At 71.4% G+C, this 20,494-nt stretch carries 14 protein-coding genes; 8 read left to right on the forward strand and 6 right to left on the reverse strand.

The annotated features are described in order from the left end of the window. Window positions 1-144: 144 nt before the first annotated feature. Window positions 145-705, reverse strand: coding sequence for a hypothetical protein (locus JOC24_RS12095; protein WP_205020222.1), 561 nt, complete (start codon window positions 703-705; stop codon window positions 145-147). A gap of 307 nt (window positions 706-1,012) precedes the next feature. Between JOC24_RS12095 and JOC24_RS12100 the strand changes: the two genes are divergently transcribed. Then, window positions 1,013-1,594 (forward strand): TetR/AcrR family transcriptional regulator, encoded by a 582-nt coding sequence (locus JOC24_RS12100; protein ID WP_205020223.1) that lies wholly within the window; start codon window positions 1,013-1,015, stop codon window positions 1,592-1,594. Window positions 1,595-2,932: 1,338 nt separating this feature from the next. Here JOC24_RS12100 and JOC24_RS12105 read toward each other — a convergent pair. Beyond that, window positions 2,933-4,426, reverse strand: a complete 1,494-nt coding sequence (locus JOC24_RS12105) for a PucR family transcriptional regulator (RefSeq protein WP_205020224.1) — start codon at window positions 4,424-4,426, stop codon at window positions 2,933-2,935. Between the two features lie 124 nt (window positions 4,427-4,550). Between JOC24_RS12105 and JOC24_RS12110 the strand changes: the two genes are divergently transcribed. From JOC24_RS12110 to JOC24_RS12140, 7 genes are all read left to right on the forward strand, one after another. Then, on the forward strand, window positions 4,551-6,014 hold the full coding sequence (locus JOC24_RS12110; RefSeq protein ID WP_205020225.1) for a sodium:solute symporter family protein: 1,464 nt from the start codon (window positions 4,551-4,553) through the stop codon (window positions 6,012-6,014). 130 nt (window positions 6,015-6,144) lie between these two features. Next, entirely contained in the window at window positions 6,145-7,113 is a 969-nt protein-coding gene (gene speB / locus JOC24_RS12115; RefSeq protein ID WP_205020226.1) for an agmatinase, read from the forward strand. After that, the gene (locus JOC24_RS12120; RefSeq protein WP_205020227.1) at window positions 7,110-8,792 is read left to right on the forward strand and encodes a thiamine pyrophosphate-binding protein; all 1,683 of its coding nucleotides are present in this window, start codon (window positions 7,110-7,112) and stop codon (window positions 8,790-8,792) included. Before speB ends, JOC24_RS12120 begins: the two co-directional genes overlap by 4 nt. Before the next feature lie 235 nt (window positions 8,793-9,027). Then, window positions 9,028-9,906, forward strand: coding sequence for a serine hydrolase (locus JOC24_RS12125; RefSeq protein ID WP_205020228.1), 879 nt, complete (start codon window positions 9,028-9,030; stop codon window positions 9,904-9,906). Window positions 9,907-10,193: 287 nt separating this feature from the next. Further along, a complete protein-coding gene (locus tag JOC24_RS12130; RefSeq protein WP_205020458.1) occupies window positions 10,194-13,886 on the forward strand; it encodes an ABC transporter ATP-binding protein in 3,693 nt (1,230 codons plus the stop codon). A 111-nt stretch (window positions 13,887-13,997) separates the two neighbouring features. Next, the gene (locus JOC24_RS12135; protein WP_307792673.1) at window positions 13,998-14,432 is read left to right on the forward strand and encodes a hypothetical protein; all 435 of its coding nucleotides are present in this window, start codon (window positions 13,998-14,000) and stop codon (window positions 14,430-14,432) included. A gap of 76 nt (window positions 14,433-14,508) precedes the next feature. Then, complete coding sequence (locus JOC24_RS12140; protein WP_205020230.1) at window positions 14,509-15,990, forward strand: S28 family serine protease; 1,482 nt, start codon at window positions 14,509-14,511, stop codon at window positions 15,988-15,990. A 146-nt stretch (window positions 15,991-16,136) separates the two neighbouring features. Here the strand turns inward: JOC24_RS12140 and JOC24_RS12145 are convergent, their stop codons facing one another. The 4 genes from JOC24_RS12145 to JOC24_RS12160 form a co-directional block, all read right to left on the reverse strand. Further along, a complete protein-coding gene (locus JOC24_RS12145) occupies window positions 16,137-17,975 on the reverse strand; it encodes a glycoside hydrolase family 3 protein (protein WP_205020231.1) in 1,839 nt (612 codons plus the stop codon). A 156-nt stretch (window positions 17,976-18,131) separates the two neighbouring features. Further along, window positions 18,132-18,920, reverse strand: a complete 789-nt coding sequence (locus JOC24_RS12150) for a sugar phosphate isomerase/epimerase family protein (RefSeq protein WP_205020232.1) — start codon at window positions 18,918-18,920, stop codon at window positions 18,132-18,134. Between the two features lie 106 nt (window positions 18,921-19,026). Beyond that, window positions 19,027-19,632 (reverse strand): GAF domain-containing protein, encoded by a 606-nt coding sequence (locus JOC24_RS12155; RefSeq protein ID WP_205020233.1) that lies wholly within the window; start codon window positions 19,630-19,632, stop codon window positions 19,027-19,029. Continuing rightward, the gene (locus JOC24_RS12160) at window positions 19,613-20,494 is read right to left on the reverse strand and encodes a S8 family peptidase (RefSeq protein WP_205020234.1); all 882 of its coding nucleotides are present in this window, start codon (window positions 20,492-20,494) and stop codon (window positions 19,613-19,615) included. The genes JOC24_RS12155 and JOC24_RS12160 overlap by 20 nt, the downstream gene beginning before the upstream one ends.

Consider the following 20,494-nt stretch of genomic DNA (forward strand, 5'->3'; position numbering starts at 1 on the left):
GACTCCGAGCAGTCCGCCTGGCGGCGGTCCTGCACCCCCGGCCTTCATGCCCATGTCCGTGGCCACGGAGGCCGGGTGTCGTTCATCGCGGGAGACCACGGGCACCGTCCGGGCCCGACGGGCCCGTGGCGCGCGGGGCCTGGGTCACGCCTTCGTGCGGGTGCGTCCCAGACGGAGGGCGGACACGAGGAAGAAGACGCCGCCGAGGAAGGCGTAGCCGGCCAAACTGCTCAGGGAGGCTCCGTCCTTGCCCGCCTGGGCGGCGAACGAGGCGCCGGCGAGGGTGGAGATGAAGCCGCTGGCGATCATCGCCCACTGACCGCCGAGCCGGCGCCGGGCGGCGCCGACGACGAGCTGGACGATGCCCGCGGTGACGGCCCAGGCGCCCCAGACCCGCAGGACGGCGGGGATGCCGGATGTGGCGGCGAAGGCCAGACCGGCGGCGGTGAGGGCGCTGAGCGCGACGTTCACGTACAGGCCGCGCACCGCTTGGCCGTTCACCCGGGCGGACCTGATGTCGATGATCGCGCACGCCAGGTCGAACAAGGGGTAGATCACCAGCAACGTGGCGGTGGGCGCGCCCAGGGTGTCGGCGGTCGTGAACAGAACGGCGGCCCACACCGCGGCGAACGCGAAGCGCAGGAAGTACAGCTTGCGCAGGGCGGCGGGAACGCTGACAGGGGCGGTTCCGACGAGAGTGTCCACGGAAGTTCCTTTCGGGCGGAGCGTGTTGAAGTCGGTCGGCTGGGTCGTGCGGGGCTCGCACCGCTTGCTCGGCCGGACGCGTAGCCGTGCCGGAGCGACCGGCCACCACGGGGTGGGGCATCGGCCTGTTCGGTGTGTGCGCTGATCCCGACGCTCGTGCAGCGCTCGCAGCCGGGCGTGGGCTGCACGGGCATCGGCAGGACGAGACCTGAGGGAGAACGTTCGGTCTCGTGCTGTATTCAAAGGGGCGCGATCGGCGCTGTCAAGACCGAACGTTCTCCCTCGTCGGTGAGGTAGTCTGATTCTCATGAGTGAGGGCACGGGAGGCAGCAGGTCGGCTGCGCGAGCGCGACTGCTCGGCACGGCGGCCGAACTCTTCTACGCGGAGGGGATCCACTCCGTCGGCGTCGACCGGATCATCGCGGAGGCGCAGGTGACCCGCGCCACGCTGTACCGGCATTTCGCGGGCAAGGAAGAGCTCGTCCTCGCTTACCTCGACCAGGCCGACCGGGGACTCCGGGCGGGGGCCGATGCGGCCCGGGCAGGCGAGTCGTCCTCGGTCGAAGAGGTCCGCGCGGTCGGTCGGTTCATCACCGAAGGCATTCAGAGCACCGGGTTCCGCGGCTGTGCCTTCCTCAACGCGGCAGCCGAATACCCCGACCCCGCCCACCCCATTCACCGAGCGGTCCTGGCCCACCGCCAGTGGTTCCTGGACACCGTCACCGAGCTGCTGGGGCGGGTCGGCGACGCTCCGGCCGCCGAAGCCGGGCGGCACTTCGTCATGCTCCGGGACGGCGCCATGGCCGCGGGCTGCCTCTTCGACCCGAAACTGATCTCCGAGACCTTCCTGCTGGGCGTCGAAGGAATTCTGCGAGCACGCGGCGCCTGAGCCGGCCCGGGTGTGTGCCGCCAAGTTGCTCTATCTTTCACGCCGTTGACTCACGGATTCCGGACTCCGGACCCGCGCCTCGCAGGCGGAAGTCGGTAAGGCCGCGCAGTCGACCCGGACATGCGTGCCGCAACGCTTCCCGAGACGAGCACGACCGTGCCACCGACCGAGCTGCGGCCGATCTCTGCTCGGGCGCCGAGCGTAGCTCCCTGTTCCGCGGCGACGGAGGCGCGGTGTTGACCGCAGAGGCCATCGGAATCGGCTGAGAAGCGACCCCGAGGTGTACGCGACTGCGCTAACCGGGAATGGTGGCCGGTTTGGTTCGAAAGTTGATTCCGAATGTGAAAGCCGGAGCGAGAGTCGTTCCATGGCTGTTATTCAGGTCTGCCCACCGTTCAGGTGTTCGCGAGTCAGGCGGCGACGGTGAGCGGACGCCCTTGAGGTGCATGAATCGTTAATCTGTTCTGCTGTCAATGCGTTGCTGACTATGGCTCGTTGGGTCTCGCTGAAGCTGCGCGGACTGTCCCCGGGAAACGTCGAGTCCATTACCTTGCTGTTCCCGAAGACTATGAATGGGGCTCAGATGGCGAAGTGGCAGAGGTACGACGGGCCCGAGGACTGGGAGATCGCCAACGCTGTCGAAGACGGCGTGCGACGGGCTCATAATCTGCCTCCTCGGAAAAGCGAGTTTCCGGGATGCCTGAAGATGGGCGCCATCGGGTGTGGCGTGATCACTCTGTTGTGGATCGTGGGGAGCACGGCCTTCTTCATTGCCTTCGGTCCCAAGTGATGCGGCTTCAGGAGCGCCTGTTCCCCGCCCCCGCCGCCCCCGCGCGAGGTTTTGTGCCGAACTCCTCGACTCGCACATCGAGCACGAAGAGCCGGGAACGGCGATCATCGCCGCCTCCGACCGTTCTCCGTGTTCCAGCAGGCGGATGGCCGGCGGGCTCCGGTGTGACCACCGGTCGACGGCTTCCAGGTCGGGTACCTGGACTCAGGGGCCGCCGAGGTGGTCGCCCTCTCCCGGCAGCCTTCTTGGTACGCCTCGGACCGCCGCCCTGCAGGAATCTCGCACCACACAACCGATGACCCGACACATCAGCTGTCAGGCGCAGGGCCCGACATCACTCGATCGAGTTCAGCGGTCCGACGCGCGTCGCGCTCGTTGAACCCCGAACAGTGGAGCGTCGCCCATTCTGCGTCGGCGTACCCCTGCCGACTTCAGCAGCTGACTGCCGTAACCCGTGCCGGCGTCGTCCGTCGCCCCGGCGGTGGCGTCTGCCGTGGTCGTCCCGAACGTGGGGCACGGGTCGCCGGACATGCCGGTGGGGGCGGGATTCAGGGACCGGCCGGCGCGCGGTCGCGCAGCGCGAACCACAGCTCCGTCCGCACGTCCATGTCGTCCAGGTCCGCGTCCAGCAGCGCCGCGCACCGGGCGATGCGCTGGCGGACCGTGTTGCGGTGGATCCGCAGGGCCACCGCTGTGCGGTCCCAGTTGCCGTGGAGGCCCAGCCAACACCGCAGGGTTTCGGCCAGGGGTTCGGTGAGGGGGGCCAGCAGGGTGCGGGCGTGGGCCTCGGCGCGGTCGGCAGGGATCAGGTCGGCCAGGCCTCCGGCGCCGGGTCGGTGCGTGGCCAGAGGGGTGCGGGTCGCCTCGGCGTGGCCGAGGGCGCGGGATGCCTGGCCCTCGGCGTCGGGCAGGGCGGTCACCGGGACGGATCCGGAGACGCCGAGGGTCCAGCCGGGCTGCGGGGCCACCGCCTCGTGAGGGCCGGGGAGCAGGATGCGTACGGTCTCGCGGTCCACGTCCGTCAGGGCCGAGCCCAGTGCCGCGCCGAGTGCCCCGGCGTTCAGCGGGTCGGCCGGGGCGCCGTCGGCGCGGCGGGCGTGCACCACCGTCCAGGGGTCGCCGTCGCCCAGCAGCGGGGCCACGTCCTCGGGGGCCGCGCCCAGCAGGAGCCGCACGAGTGCCGCCGAGCGGCCCGCCGTGTCGGCGCCCTGGTGCGGGGCGGTGAGCAGGGAGAGCAGCACGACGGCGATCCCGGCCACGGTGTGGTCACCGGTGTCGCGGCGGGGTGTCGCCAGGGCGAGGGCCATCCCCTGCCCGCCGCCGAGCGCGTACGCGAACAGATGGGTGCCGTCCCGGGTGTCGGTGGCCGACGACGGGCTCGGCGTCCGGCCGGGCACCGGGCCCGTGCCGGCCGTGGGCGCGGCTGGGGCCACCACCCGGGCCAGCCGTGCCAGTGCCGTCCGCACGTCCGGTGCCGGACGCCCGCCCGCCGTGTGCAGCACCCCGCCGTCCGCCGTGAGGAGCGCGACCCGGCCGTCCAGCTGTACGGCGAGCTGGCGCAGCACCGCGGGCACCGGGTCGGGGCGGGCCGCCGCCGTCGCCAGGGCCTGCTGGGCGCGGGTCACCCTGCGCAGCTCACGGTGCCGCGCCTGCGCCATCAGCTGCCACACGGCCCGGGCGATCGCGGTGAAGCGGGTCCCGGGGGGCACCTCCACCAGGGGCAGCCCGTGCCGGTCGCACGCCTCCACCAGGTCGGACGGCACCGTGTCGTGCACCGGCGCCAACCCGAAGCCGAGCGCCGCGGCCCCCGCCTGCACGAGCCGGGCCACATAGGTGTCCGCGTCCGTGCGCTGCACCCCGGCGGTCAGCAGCAGCTCACCGCCGAGCAGATACGGATACGGGTCGGCCATCTCCGAGGTGTGCACCCACAGCAGGTCCGCCTGCTCCGGCCCCGCGATACGGCGCAGCCCGAGCTCCTCCCTGCCGAGCAGTTCGGTCAGGGGGATGGGAGGGGCGGGAGGCCCGGCGGGGGAGTCCGGCATGGACGATCCATCCACTCGATGGGGTAAGGATGGAGGAAACGTACACTTCAGCGTCGGCTTTCGGCCACCTACCGTCTTCCTCACCACACCCCACCCTGAGTGCGAACGAGACGGAGGAAAGCCCATGGCTGTCGACTACGCGGTGATCGTGGTCTATCTGGTCGGCATGCTCGCCATGGGCTGGTGGGGCATGCGCCGCGCCAGGTCCAAGAGCGAGTTCCTGGTCGCCGGACGGCGGCTCGGCCCCTGGATGTACTCCGGCACCATGGCCGCGATCGTCCTCGGCGGTGCCTCGACGATCGGCGGAGTGGGTCTCGGATACCAGTACGGGCTCTCCGGCGCATGGATGGTCTTCACGATCGGCCTCGGGCTGCTCGCCCTGTCCGTCTTCTTCTCCGCCCGCATCGCCCGGCTGAAGGTCTACACCGTCTCCGAGATGCTCGACCTGCGCTACGGCGGCCGGGCAGGGGTCATCTCCGGTGTCGTCATGTGGGCGTACACGCTGATGCTCGCGGTCACCTCGACCATCGCCTACGCCACCATCTTCGACGTCCTGTTCGACGTGAACCGGACCGTCGCGATCATCCTCGGTGGCACGATCGTCGTCGCGTACTCGACGCTCGGCGGCATGTGGTCGATCACGATCACCGACATGGTGCAGTTCGTCGTCAAGACGATCGGCGTCCTGCTCCTGCTCCTGCCGATCGCCGTCGTCAAGGCCGGCGGCTTCAGCGAGATGAAGGCGAAGCTGCCCACGGAGTACTTCGACCCGCTGGGCATAGGCGGCGAGACGATCTTCACGTACGTCCTGATCTACACCTTCGGCATGCTGATCGGCCAGGACATCTGGCAGCGCGTGTTCACCGCCCGCAGCGACAGCACGGCCCGCTGGGGCGGGACCGTCGCCGGTACCTACTGTCTGGTGTACGCGCTCGCCGGCGCCGTCATCGGTACGGCGGCCAAGGTGATGTACCCGAAGCTGCCCAGCGCGGACGCGGCCTTCGCGACGATCGTGAAGGACGAACTGCCCGTCGGCGTACGCGGACTGGTGCTGGCCGCCGCGCTCGCCGCGGTGATGTCCACCTCCTCGGGTGCGCTGATCGCCTGCGCGACCGTGGCCAACAACGACATCTGGTCGCGGCTGCGGGGCGTGGTCGCCAAGGAAGGCGAGGGGGAGCGGGACGAGGTGAAGGGCAACCGCGTCTTCATCCTCCTCATGGGCGTCGCCGTCATCGTGATCGCCATCGCGCTCAACAACGTCGTCGAGGCGCTGACCGTCGCCTACAACCTGCTGGTCGGCGGGCTGCTGGTGCCGATCCTCGGCGGTCTGCTCTGGCGCCGGGGCACGGCGGCGGGTGCCCTGGCCGCCGTGGCGGTCGGTGGTGCGTCGGTGATCGGGCTGATGGCGGGATACGGAATCCTCGCCAACGAGCCGGTCTGCTACGGGCTGATCGCCTCGCTCGCCGTGTACGTCGTCGTCTCGCTGGCGACGAGGCCGACCGACCCCGCCGTGCTGACCGCGTGGCGCGAGCGCCTCGCCGGGCGGGGGGCCGAAGATCCGGCCGCCCCTGAGCCGGTCACCGTCTGACCGTCCGCACCCGGCCCGGGCCGCACCGTGGTCCGGCTGCCCGACCGGACGACGATCCGGCCCCTGACACACTGATTACCGTACGAACGCCCACAAGGCGTGCACGGTTCGACGAAAGGCACCCGCACCCATGAGCAGCAACGAGACGCCGCGCGGCCCGATCGACTCCTCGCGCGTGCCCCGGTACGCCGGGCCCGCGACCTTCGCACGGCTGCCGCGGCTCGACGAGGTCGGCACCGCCGACGTCGCCGTCGTCGGCGTGCCTTTCGACTCCGGTGTCTCCTACCGTCCGGGTGCCCGCTTCGGCGGCAACGCCATCCGTGAGGCCTCGCGGCTCCTGCGCCCCTACAACCCGGCGCAGGACGCCTCGCCCTTCGCCCTCGCCCAGGTCGCCGACGCCGGCGACATCGCCGCGAACCCCTTCAACATCAACGAGGCCGTCGAGACCGTGGAGGCCGCCGCCGACGACCTGCTCTCCACCGGCGCCCGGCTGATGACACTCGGCGGGGACCACACCATCGCGCTGCCCCTGCTGCGCTCCGTCGCCAAGAAGCACGGCCCCGTCGCCCTGCTCCACTTCGACGCCCACCTGGACACCTGGGACACCTACTTCGGCGCCGAGTACACCCACGGCACCCCGTTCCGCCGCGCCGTCGAGGAGGGCATCCTCGACACCGAGGCGCTGTCCCACGTCGGCACCCGAGGCCCGCTGTACGGCAAGCAGGACCTCACCGACGACGCCAAGATGGGCTTCGGCATCGTCACCTCCGCCGACGTCATGCGGCGCGGCGTCGACGAGATCACGGACCAGCTGCGGCAGCGCATCGGCGACCGGCCGCTCTACATCTCCATCGACATCGACGTGCTCGACCCGGCGCACGCCCCCGGCACCGGCACCCCAGAGGCCGGCGGCCTCACCTCGCGCGAGCTCCTGGAGATCCTGCGCGGGCTGTCCTCCTGCCACCTGGTCTCGGCCGACCTGGTCGAGGTCGCCCCGGCGTACGACCACGCGGAGATCACCTCCGTCGCCGCCTCGCACACGGCGTACGAGCTGACGACGATCATGTCGCGCCAGATCGCGGAAGGCCGTACCAAGTGAGTCACGACCACGACGACCGGCCGCGGCTCACCGCCGCGCAGGCCGAGGCGGCCCTGCGGCCCCCGGCCGGCCGCAACGGCGGCGATCTGGTCGTCGAGACCCTCCAGGGCCTCGGCGCCACCACCGTCTTCGGTCTGCCCGGCCAGCACGCGCTCGGCATGTTCGACGCGCTGCGCCGCTCCTCGCTCTCGTACGTCGGACTGCGCGTCGAGAACAACGCGGGCTTCGCCGCCGACGCCTACGGCCGGATCACCGGTGAGGTGGCGCCCCTGCTCCTGTCCACCGGTCCCGGCGCCCTGACCTCCCTGGCCGCGCTCCAGGAGGCGGCCGCGGCGTCGGCGCCCGTGCTGGCGATCTCCAGCCAGATCCCCACCGCCGGGCTGGGCGGCGGACGCCACGGCTATCTGCACGAGCTCCGCGACCAGAAGGCGTCCTTCCGCGACATCGTGAAGTCCGTGCACACCGTGCGCACGGCCTCGCAGATCCCCTCCGCGATCGCCGCGGCCTGGGAGTCGGCGCTGACCGCTCCGCACGGCCCGGTCTGGGTGGAGATCCCGCAGGACGTGCTGCTCGCCGAGACGGTCCTGCCCGTCGTCAGCGCCCTCGACGCCACCCCGCGCGAGCTGTACCCGCGGCCGGAGCTGACCCTCGTGGCCGCGCACCTCCTGTCGAACGCCGAACGTCCGGCGATCATCGCGGGCGGCGGAGTCGTCCGGTCCGACGCGGCCGGCAAGCTGCGCGCGCTCGCCGAGAAGATCGACGCCCCGGTCGTCACCACCTTCGGCGGCAAGGGCGCCTTCCCCTGGGAGCACCCGCTGTCCCTCCGGTCCTGGCTGGAGGACCGGTACACCACGGACTTCCTGGAGTCGGCGGACGTGCTGCTCGTCGTCGGCTCCGGGCTCGGGGAGCTCTCCTCGAACTACCACACGTTCGCCCCGCGCGGCCGGGTCGTCCAGATCGAGGCCGACGCCGGGAAGCTGGAGTCCAACCACCCCGCGCTCGGCATCCACTCCGACGCCCGTGAGGCTCTCGCCGACCTCCTGGACGCGGTGGAGCCCCGTGAGGACGAGGGGGCGGCGCACCGGGTACGGGCGCTGCTGGAGAAGGTCCACGACCGGATCGAGGCCCAGGACCTCACCCTGGAGCAGCAGGTGCTCGCCTCGGTCCGCGAGGCACTGCCCGACACCTCGCCCAGCTTCTGGGACATGACGATCCTGGCCTACTGGGCGTGGTCCGCCTTCGACGCCCGCCATCCGAACACCATGCACTCGGCACAGGGCGCGGGCGGTCTCGGATACGGCTTCCCCGCAGCGATCGGCGCCGCGGCGGCCGACCGGACCAGGCCGGTGCTCGCGGTCTCGGGGGACGGCGGCGCGATGTACTCGATCGCCGAGCTCGCCACCGCCCGGCAGTACGACCTGCCCGTCACCTGGCTGATCGTCGACGACGGGGGCTACGGCATCCTCCGCGAGTACATGACGGGCGCCTTCGGAGAGGCCACGGCGACCGAGCTCTCCCGCCCGGACTTCGTCGCCCTCGCCGAGTCCTTCGGCGTTCCCGCGGTCCGGACGTCGCCGGAGTCCCTGGCCGCGGACCTCGGCAGGGCCCTCGCGGCCCCCGGCCCGTCGGTGGTGGTGCTTCCCGCGCTGCTGAGGATGTTCGAGCCGACGCATCTCTGAGCGCGGCCCCTCGACCGCGGCCCCCTCCGGGGCCGGACCGGCTTTTGGCCCTGCCCCGGCGAGGGGAACGGCGTGGCGTCGGTCACGGCGCCCGGCCCGGAGGCCAGGCGCCCCGGGGCCCGGCACCGGGGGGCGCATCCGGCTGTGTTCCAGGCCATAGGTCGGTTTGTACCCGTTCGTGCATCATGTCCGAGCGCTCCGTCGGGGCGACCAGCGATACGGTGCGGAGGACGGCATGACTCACCAGCGAGTGCCCCGGTACTCACGCGCCTTCCGGGCCGCCCTGATCGGCGGCGTTCTCGTCCCGACTGCCCTGGCGGCGTCGCCCGCCACCGCTGCCCCTGCCCCGGCGCCTGCCGTCTCCTGCGACTCGGACCGCGCGGGGCTCGCCGCGAAGCTGTCCGGAGACATCACCGCAGCCCTCGAGGGGCACAGGTCCACCACCGCCCTCGCGGTGCAGGATCACCGGACGCACACCAGCTGCACGCTGCGGCCCACCCAGCAGGTGGACTCGGCGAGCGTGGTCAAGGTCACGGTCCTCGCCGCGCTGCTCTGGGACGCGCAGAAGGCGAAACGGCCGCTCACCCCGCACGAGCTCGAGCTCTCCACCGCCATGATCACCAAGTCGGACAACGACGCGACCACTGAGCTCTGGGACCAGCTGGGCCCTGCGAAGGTCAAGGGATTCCTCAAGGCGGCGGGTATGACCCGTACGGCGCTGGACGAAAAGGGCGCATGGGGGCTCACGCAGATCACCGCCCACGACGAACAGCGTCTGCTGACTCTGGTGACGGCCAGGAACAAGGTCCTCGACGACCGTTCGCGGGCCTTCGTCCTGGAGCGGATGCGCGAGGTCGTGCCGGAACAGCGCTGGGGCGTTCCGGCCGGCGCCCCGGGCGACGCGACCGTACAGCTGAAGAACGGCTGGCTGGAGCGGTCCACCCACGGCTGGCGGGTGCACAGTGTCGGCGCGTTCAGCGGCAAGGGCCACGACTACGTGATCACCGTGCTGACGCAGGACAACAGGACGATGGAGGACGGCATCGACACCATTCAGGCCGTCTCCAGGGCCGTCCACAAGGACATCGGGCCCGATCGCCCCGCGCACGGCTGATCCCGGTCACCGCTGCCGGCCGGCCCGGGTCCTAGGACCACCCGCCCCCTGCCTCCGCCCATCGGCCGAGAATTGTTGCGGAAGGATGAAATCCGCTGCTGACCGCGTTGGTGAGATGCGGTAGGTCAGGCGGGGCAACGGGGCGAAATCAGGAGGCACGGGTGGCGGGCGCGGAGAAACAGGGCGTGGAGGAACAAGGGCGCTCGCGTCGGGGCACGGCCGAACCGGGTGCCGCCGACCGGGGTGCCGGGCAGCAGGACGCCCCGGAGCAGGGCTGGGGCCGGAGGCTGACCGGGTACGCGTGGCGCTACCGGCGCAACGTCGTGCTGGCACTCGGATCCTCGCTCGCGGGCATGGGCGTGATGGCCCTCGTCCCGCTGATCACCAAGGTGATCATCGACGACGTCGTCGGCAGCCACACCCGCTCCCTCGGCGTGTGGACCGGCCTGCTCATCGGCGCGGCCGTCCTCGTCTACGTCGCCACCTTCATCCGCCGCTACTACGGCGGGCGGCTCGCCCTGGACGTGCAGCACGACCTGCGGACCGAGATGTACAGCACGCTCACCCGGCTCGACGGGAAGCGGCAGGACGAGCTCTCCACCGGTCAGGTCGTCGGACGGGCCACCAGCGACCTGCAGCTGATCCAGGGACTCCTCTTCATGCTCCCGATGACCATCGGGAACATCCTCCTCTTCCTCATCTCCCTGGTGATCATGGCGTGGCTCTCGCTGCCCCTGACCCTCGTCGCCCTCGCCGTCGCCCCCGCCCTGTGGTTCATCGCCCGCCGTTCCAAGACCCGCCTCTTCCCCGCCACCTGGTACGCCCAGAGCCAGGCCGCCGCAGTCGCCGGAGTGGTCGACGGCGCCGTCTCCGGGGTCCGGGTCGTCAAGGGGTTCGGCCAGGAGGAGCAGGAGACCGGCAAGCTCCGCGAGGTCAGCCGCAGGCTCTTCGCGGGCCGGCTGCGCACCATCCGGCTGAACTCCCGCTACACCCCGGCGCTCCAGGCCGTCCCCGCGCTCGGCCAGGTCGCGATGCTGGCGCTCGGTGGCTGGCTCGCCACCCGGGGCGAGATCACGCTGGGTACGTTCGTCGCCTTCTCCACCTACCTCGCCCAGCTCGTCGGGCCGGTCCGGATGCTCGCCATGGTCCTCACCGTCGGCCAGCAGGCCAGGGCCGGTGTGGAGCGTGTCCTGGAGCTGATCGACACCGAGCCGTCCATGCGGGACGGCAGCAAGAAGCTCCCGGCCGACGCGCCCGCACGCGTGGAGTTCGACGACGTCCGCTTCGGCTACGACGACGAGCGGCCGGTCCTGGACGGCTTCTCCCTCACCATCGAGCCGGGCGAGACGGTCGCCGTCGTCGGTGCCTCCGGCAGCGGCAAGTCCACCGTCTCACTCCTGCTGCCCCGCTTCTACGACGTCTCGCACGGCGCCGTCCTGGTCGGTGGCCACGACGTCCGTGAGCTCACGCAGGACTCGCTGCGGGCCGCCATCGGGCTCGTACCGGAGGACAGCTTCCTCTTCTCCGAGTCCGTGGGCGCCAACATCGCGTACGGATACCCGGGCGCCACCCAGGAAGAGATCGAGCGGGCCGCGCGGGCCGCCCAGGCGCACGGCTTCATCTCCGACCTGCCCGACGGCTACGACACCAAGGTCGGCGAGCACGGGCTCACCCTCTCCGGCGGCCAGCGCCAGCGCGTCGCGCTCGCCCGCGCACTCCTCACCGACCCCCGCCTGCTGCTCCTCGACGACGCCACCTCCGCCGTCGACGCCCGGGTCGAGCACGAGATCCACGAGGTCCTGGCGCAGGTCATGGAGGACCGTACGACCCTGCTGATAGCCCACCGCCGGTCCACGCTCGGCCTCGCCGACCGCATCGCCGTCCTCGACCGGGGGCGGCTCGCCGACATCGGCACGCACGCGGAGCTGGAGCGCCGCTCGGCGCTCTACCGACGGCTGCTCACCGACCCGGACGAGCTGGGCGGCACCTCTCCCGGACACCGGCCGTCGGCGATCGCGGAGCCCGAGGACGACTTCGCCCTCCAGGAGGAGCTGGACGCGGAGTTCGACGCCGAGCGCGGTGTGACCCCCGGGCTGTGGATCCGCAAGGAGGAGCAGCGCGACGCGGCGGCGGCCGGGATGCCCGCCACCCCCGAACTCCTGGCCCAGGTCGACGCACTGCCGCCGGCCACCGACGTCCCCGCCATCGACGAGGCGAGCGCCGTGCGCCCGGAGAAGTCGTACGGCCTGCGCCGGCTGCTGCACGGCTTCGGGGCCGCGCTGCTGGCGAGCCTGGCGCTGGTCGCCGTCGACGCGGGCATGGGCCTGCTCCTGCCCGTGCTGATCCGGCACGGCATCGACGACGGCGTCACGAAGATGGCGCTCGGCGCCGTCTGGGCGGCGGCCGGATTCGGGCTGCTCGCGGTGCTCGTGCAGTGGGTGGCCCAGATCGGTGAGACCCGGATGACGGGCCGCACCGGCGAACGCGTGCTCTACTCCCTGCGCCTCAAGATCTTCGCGCAGCTCCAGCGGCTCGGCCTCGACTACTACGAGCGCGAGCTGACCGGCCGGATCATGACCCGGATGACGACGGACGTGGACGCGCTGTCCACGTTCCTGCAGACCGGCCTGGTCACCGCCTTCGTCTCCCTCGTCACGTTCTTCGGCATCACGGTCGTCCTGCTCGTCCTCGACGTCCAGCTGGCCTTGGTCGTCTTCGCGACACTGCCGGTGCTGATCGTCGGCACGTTCTTCTTCCGCCGTAAGAGCGTGAAGGCGTACGAGCTCGCCCGGACACGCATCAGCGTCGTCAACGCCGACCTCCAGGAGTCCGTCTCCGGACTGCGCATCGTCCAGGCGTTCCGGCGCGAGCGCGACGGCGCCGAGCGGTTCGCGGCGCGCAGCGACCACTACCGCCAGGCCAGGGTGCGCGGGCAGTGGCTGATCTCGGTCTACTTCCCCTTCGTCCAGCTGCTGGCCTCGGTCGCGGCGGCAGCCGTGCTGATCGTCGGCGCCGGCCGGGTCGACAACGGCACGCTGACGACGGGCGCGCTGGTCGCCTACCTGCTCTACATCGACCTGTTCTTCGCCCCCGTGCAGCAGCTCTCCCAGGTCTTCGACGGCTACCAGCAGGCCAGCGTCTCCCTCGGCCGGATCCAGGAACTCCTGCGGGAGCCGACCTCCACGGCCGACCACGAGAAGCCGCAGGACGTGACCTCGCTCCGCGGGGAGATCGCGTTCGAGGACGTGTCGTTCGCGTACGCCGGCGAGGAGGAGGCACTCACCGGGATCGATCTGCGGATCCCGGCCGGCCAGACGGTCGCCTTCGTCGGCGAGACGGGCGCCGGCAAGTCCACACTGGTCAAGCTCGTCGCCCGCTTCTACGACCCGACGAGCGGACGGGTCACCGCGGACGGTACGGATCTGCGCCGTCTCGACAGGACGGCGTACCGGCACCGGCTCGGAGTCGTACCGCAGGAGGCGTACCTCTTCGAGGGGACGGTCCGTGACGCCATCGCGTACGGACTCCCGGAGGCCACCGACGCCCAGGTGGAGGCGGCGGCCCGGGCGGTCGGCGCGCACGACATGATCGCCACCCTGGAGGACGGCTACCTGCACGAGGTCGCCGAACGCGGCCACAACCTCTCGGCCGGCCAGCGGCAGCTGATCGCGCTGGCCCGCGCCGAACTCGTCGACCCCGACGTCCTGCTGCTCGACGAGGCCACCGCTTCGCTCGACCTCGCCAGTGAGGCCCAGGTCAACCAGGCCACCGACCGGCTCGCGGGCAGGCGCACCACGCTGGTGGTCGCCCACCGGCTGACGACGGCGGCCCGCGCCGACCGGGTCGTGGTGATGGACCGGGGGAGGGTCGCCGAGGACGGTACGCATGACGAGCTGCTGGCCAGGGAAGGCGCCTACGCGCGGCTGTGGCGCACCTTCATAGGCGAGGACATGGGCGAGGACACCCCGGCAGGCGTATGACCTCGTCCCGCAACTGAAAGCACCGCCCCCGCGTCGTACATCAATGCGTACGTGTGTTCAGCGGGGGGCGATGTGTTCGATGAAGCGGGCGGGACGGATGGGGTGGACGGTGTGGCGGGATCACTGAGGTCATCGGGACCGAGGGCATGGGGGAGACCGGGAGCGGGGCGGCGCACGGCGGCGGCCTTCCTCGTCCTGCCACTGATCGGGGCCCTCGGTCTGGTGCTGGGACCCACCGGGTCGGCCGCGGCGCAGGCCACGTCGGCGTGCTCCGGGCGGCTGGTCAAAACGGTGTCGTTCTCCACCGGTTCGCTGCGTGTCTACAAGAGCCGCGCCTACGCGTGCGCCGTCACCGTCGCCAAGAAGCCGGGCGCACGCCGGGCGATGCGGGTGTCGCTGCAGCCGCGCGGCGGCCGGGCGGTCGTCGACAGCGGCCGGTTCACCACGCTGGCCGGCCCGGTCACGGTGCACGCGCTGAACCGCTGTGTCCGCGCATCGGGTTCCATGGGAGGTTCCTCCGGCTCCACGGGATGGATCCTGTGCTGACACGCCGATGGGTCTGGCGTGACAGGTGTTACCCCCGCTAGGTTCACGGCCACTGTCGTGAACAAGGGGAGATTGCATGCGCAAGACGCTCAGAGGCGTTCTGTCGCTCGCGGTGCTCATAGGCACAGTGAGTGCGACCGGCGCCTCGGCCGGTGCGGCCACCGCCGCGGTACCGGCCGAGAAGCAGAGCAGCGGCTCCGTCAGCAGCGGCGAAAGCAGCAGCGAGGACATCAAGGACCGCATCCTGGCCATCCCGGGAATGAGCCTGGTCGAGGAGAAGCCCTACCCCGGCTACCGCTTCTTCGTCCTCAACTACACCCAGCCGGTCGACCACAAGCGCCCGTCCAAGGGCACCTTCCAGCAGCGCATCACGCTGCTGCACAAGGACACGAACCGGCCGACGGTCTTCTACACCGGTGGCTACAACGTCTCCACGAACCCCAGCCGCAGTGAGCCGACGCAGATCATCGACGGCAACCAGGTCTCCCTGGAGTACCGGTTCTTCACTCCGTCCCGCCCCGCGCCCGCCGACTGGTCGAAGCTCGACATCTGGCAGGCCGCCAGCGACCAGCACCGGGTCTTCAAGGCGCTGAAGAAGATCTACTCGAAGAACTGGATCACCACCGGCGGCTCCAAGGGCGGCATGACCGCCACCTACTTCGAGCGCTTCTACCCCAAGGACATGGACGGCGTCGTCGCCTACGTCGCCCCCAACGACGTGGTGAACAAGGAGGATTCGGCGTACGACCGGTTCTTCGCACGCGTCGGCACCAAGGAGTGCCGGGACCGGCTGGCCGGCGTCCAGCGTGAGGCCCTCGTCCGCCGGGAGCCGCTGGAGAAGAAGTTCGAGGCGTACGCCGCCGAGAACGGCCTGACCTTCGACACCGTCGGCACGCTCGACAAGGCGTACGAGGCCGTCGTCATGGACTACGTCTGGGCGTACTGGCAGTACAGCATGGTCGCCGACTGCGACTCCGTCCCGGCCGACGCCCCGAACGCCACCGACCAGGAGATCTGGGACTCCGTCGACGGCATCTCGGGCTTCTCCGCCTACGCCGACCAGGACCTCGGGACCTACACGCCGTACTACTACCAGGCGGGTACCCAGCTCGGTTCGCCCGACATCGAGCAGCCCTGGCTCGGGAATCTGAGCCGTTACGGCTACCAGCCGCCGCGCAGCTTCGTGCCGCGCTCGATCCCGATGAAGTTCCAGCCCTCGGTCATGCGGGACGTGGACAACTGGGTGAAGAACAACGCCCGGCACATGCTGTACGTCTACGGAGAGAACGACCCCTGGGGCGCCGAGCCCTTCCGCCTCGGCAAGGGCGCCCGGGACAGCCACGTCTACACGGTGCCGGGCGGCAACCACGGCTCCAAGATCGCCGGCCTCGTGGCCGACGAGAAGGCGAACGCCACCGCGGCCGTGCTGCGCTGGGCAGGGGTCGCGCCCGCGACGGTGGAGGCCGATCCGGCGAAGGCCAAGCCCCTCGCGAAGTTCGACGCACGCCTGGACGTACGGGACGACGAACTGAAGCGGAACCGCACACTGCGGCCGTAGCCGGCACCGCAGCGGAACGGGCCGTGTCCGCCGGGTGTGTCGTCCACACCCCGCGGACACGGCCCACAGGTCTTTCCCCGCCCGGCCGCGGGGCCGGCCAGGGCCCCTCGTTCGGATCGTGCCGGGCTCGCCTGCCCGGCACCGTCCTAGCTCCGGTACGACAGCCCGTATCCGACGGGGTACAGCGCCTGGTCGGGGGCGTCCGCCCGCTGCACCGGGACCGGCAGCCTGCCCTCCGGCCTGGCCCGCCCCGCGATCACACGGGCGGCTGCCCGCAGTTCGACGTCCGTCCAGGAGTACGCGGCCAGGCTCGCGGCGTAACCCGTGCCGGCCAGTTGGGCGATGTCGTACGGATTGCGGATCGCGACCGTGATCACCGGGACGCCGGTCGCCGCGAGTGCGCCGACCAGGGTGCGCTGCGAGCTGGACGCCGAGACGTTGTACGTACCGACGATCACCGCGTCCTTCCCCTCCGCGGCGGCCACGGCCTCGGCGATCTTCGCCTGGGAGGGGGCCGTGCCGGTGGACAGCGCGGTCGCCGTGAACCCCAGCTCCCCGAACGCCCCGGCGAGCGTGGTGGTCGGAGGGCCGGTCGTGCCGGAGGGCGAAGCCGGGTCCGCCCCGACCACCAGGAGATTCCTGTGGGACCGGCGGGAGAGCGGCAGCAGCGAACCCGTGTTGGCCAGCAGCGTGGTGGTCCGCTCGGCGATCCGGTCGGCGGCGGCGAGATGCGACCGGACACCGACGGTGCGGTCGACGCCCCGCCGGGTGACGTACGGGTCGCGGAACAGCCCGAGCCTCGTCTTGAGCCGCAGGATGCGCAGGATCGATTCCTCGATGCGTGCCTCGCTGATCTCACCGCTCTTCACGGCGTTCAGGACGGCGGTCCAGGCGACCTCGAGGTCCGGCGGGTTGAGCAGCTGGTCGACGCCCGCCAGCAGTGCGAGGACGGGGACGCGTTCGTCGCCGTACTTCGTGCGGACACCCTCCATGCCCAGGGCGTCCGTGACCACGACTCCGTCGTAGCCGAGCTCCTCCCGCAGGATGCCGGTGAGGATCGGGCGGGACAGGGTCGCCGGGTCCTCCGACGGGTCCAGGGCGGGCACCACGATGTGCGCCGTCATGATCGAGTCGATGCCGGCGGCGACGGCCGCCCGGAACGGCGGGGCGTCGAGCTCCGCCCACTGCTCACGGGTGTGGTGGATGACGGGCAGGCCGGTGTGGCTGTCGGTGCTGGTGTCCCCGTGGCCGGGGAAGTGCTTGGCCGTGGAGGCGATCCCGGCGCTCTGATACCCCTTCACCTGCGCGGAGACCATCCCGGCGACCGAGTCCGGATCGGAGCCGAAGGAGCGTACGCCGATCACGGGATTGGCCGGGTTGACGTTGACGTCCGCGTCCGGGGCGTAGTTCTGGTTGATGCCCAGCGCCGCGAGTTCGGCCCCGGCGATCCTGCCCGCCGTGCGCGCGTCGGAGCGTGAACCGCCCGCGCCCAGCGCCATCGCGCCCGGCAGCAGCGTCGCGGGCTCGCCGACGCGGCACACGATGCCGTGCTCCTGGTCGGTGGAGACGAGGAGCGGAAGCGGCGTGGGGCCGGCGAGCCCGGCCCGCTGGATGCCGTTGGAGAGGGCGGCGATCTGCTGCGGGTCGCGGGTGTTGTGCGCCCAGGCGAAGTAGATGATGCCGCCCACGTGGTACGTGGAGATCAGCTCCGCGGCGTCACGTACCCCGATCTCGGCGAGGTTGGCGTCGATGTCCGCCTGGTCCGGCTCGGTGGCGGAGTGGCCGTACACCCGCATCACGAAGAGCTGGCCGACCTTCTCCTCCAGGCTCATCCGGGCGATGAGCCGCTTGAGACGGCTGTCCGTGGAGGTGCCGGTCACGGCTGCCTGCGCGGCGCCGGGCAGAGCGCCGACGCCGGTCGCCGCAGCCGCGGCGGTTGCCGCGGTGGCGGTGAGGAGGGTGCGTCTGGAGGTGCGGTGGTGCACGTGAGCCCCTTCCGGTGCTGAAAGAAACTTCCAAGAAGGTACGGATATATGGAAAGTAACTACCAGTCAAGGGTGCCGTCGAAAACGGTGTGCCACGCGGAAGGGCGGGCGGGGCCCCGGCGAGTCACCACCCGCCGTGCGCCGGAGCGCTGAGGGCTACTGCTTCGGCGCGCCGAGCCGCAGCAGGTGCTCCCGCCCCGCCGCCAGCAGCTCGGGCAGTTCGGCGGCCCCGGCGTACCACCGCTTCTCGTACTCCCAGCAGACCCAGCCGTCGGCGGCCGGCGTGTCCAGGCACTCCTTCAGCGGCAGCACCCCGGCGCCGAGGGCCAGCGGCGTGGTGTCCTCGGCCGAGGCGATGTCCTTCACCTGTACGTATCCGAGGTGCGGGGCCAGAACCGCGTGGCTCGCCACGGGGTCCTCACCGGCCAGCCAGGTGTGCATGACGTCCCAGATCGCGCCGATCTGCCCGTGCCCGACGGTCCCCACCACGCGGGCGACATCCGCTCCGGCGCGGTGCGAGTCGTGCGTCTCCAGCAGGATCCGCACGCCCATGTCCGCGGCGTACGGGGCGGCGGCCCCCAGCCGTCGCGCGGCGATCGCGTCGGCCTCCGCGGGGTCCAGGTCCCCGCCGCCCGGGAAGACGCGGACGTAGGCCGCACCCAGGTCGTGCGCCAGCTCCACCAGCTCGGCGAGCGCCGCGAGCACCGGTGCGTCCTCGCCCTCGGCGGCGACCCTCACATATCCGGCGACGGTCAGGATCTCGACCCCGCCGCGCTTGAACTCATCCGCCACAAAAGCCCGTTCGGTCCGGGTGAGGCCGGGGTGGACCGGCTCCTCCGGATGGGCGCGCAGCTCCACCCCCTCGTAGCCGTTCGCGGAGGCGAGCCGCACCACGTCGGCGACCGGCATCCCCGGCACTCCGAGGGTCGAGAAAGCGAGCTTCACGCTGTGTCCTTCCGCTGGGGTCCGGCACGGGAACGGCCCGGTGCCACCCCGGCTCCTGCCCGTCGCTCCGGCCGTCACTCCTGCGTGACGGCCGGTGAGCGAGCCCTCAGCCCGTGCCCCGCAGCAGTCGCTCCAGGCTACCCAGGAGCTGCAACGCGTCCTCACGCCGTTCGCCGTCCAGGGCCCTCGTGCCGCCCTCCGCCGGATGCGTGGCGAGGACGCGCAGGGCGGCCGCCGCCTGCCGGGCGAACATCGCCAGCAGGTCCAGCTCACGGACACCCGACCGGGCCTGCGGGGAGGGGTCCAGCACCTCCAGGACCCCGAGGACGCGCGCGTCGCTGATCAGGGGGGCGGCCATCAGGGCGTCGGGTACGTAGGCGGTGGACTCCGCCAGCGAACGGTCGAAGGACGAGTCCTGACTCAGATCGTCCACCACCATCGGCTCGCCCGAGGTCGCCACCCAGCCGGCGATGCCGCGTCCCGCCGGGAACCTGCGGCCCACCAGGAACTCCTCGCCCTCCCCGGAGACCGCCTGGAAGACCAGTTCGTCCGCCTCCTCGTCCAGCAGGAACACGGAGCTGGCGGCGGCACCGAAGATCGCACGCGCCACGTCCACGACCGACTGCAGCAACTCGTGACGGGCGTCGTCACCCGGGGCGGGGACGGCGAAGGGCGCCGGGGAAAGCGTGGCATCAGTTCTCGGAGTCGTCACTGGTATCTCCTGCCGCTGTGGAAGGACGCGGACCGGCGTGCACGTTGGCCGCGGACAGATAGAGGGCGTTCTTGAGCTGGAAGGCCGTCATGCTGGGGTGTCCGGAGAGAACACGGGCGCAGAGCCCGGCGACGTACGGGGTGGCGAAGCTGTTGCCGGTGGTGCGGATCGTCCTGCCGCCCAGCCAGGGCACGGACACGTTCTGCCCCGGCCCGAAGAACTCCACCGGGGGATCGGGGTTGTACAGGTGGAGCTCGGCGTCCTCCTGGTGGCTGCCCACGGAGATCACCGACGCGAACCGCCAGGGGAAGCTCTCCACCGGGGTGTTGTGGGCCGACGCGACGATGACCGTACGGCCGAAGTAGGCGCGGTCCGCGAGGCCGTGCAACTCGGGGGCGAAGCGGGTCCGGGTGGTCGACAGGCTCAGGTTGACCACGTCGAAACGCTGCTCCACCGCCCAGCGGAGCCCGGCCATCAGGACGTCACCGGTACCGGAGAACCGCTCACCGAGGACCCGGACGCTGTGGATCTCGCAGTCGGGGGCCGTGCGGCGGATGATCCCCGCGCACGCGGTCCCGTGCCCGCAGGTGTCGCCGGTCCCGGTCGGCTCGACCGTGATCGTCCCGCTCGCCGGATCCTTGACCACCACCCAGGAGCTCTCCACCGGCCCGACCAGCGGATGGTCCCGCTCCACGCCGGAGTCCACCACGCACACCCGCACACCGCGCCCGGTCGCCTGTCGCGCGGGCAGACCGCCCGGAGGCCCCTCGTCCGCGGGGACCGGTACGTCGTCGGGACCGCGCCCCCGCAGACTCCAGGTGAGTCCCTGTCCCGGTACCGTGCCTGTTCCGACGGTTCCCAT

The organism is Streptomyces sp. HB132 (assembly GCF_016909575.1).
Classification (GTDB): Bacteria; Actinomycetota; Actinomycetes; order Streptomycetales; family Streptomycetaceae; genus Streptomyces.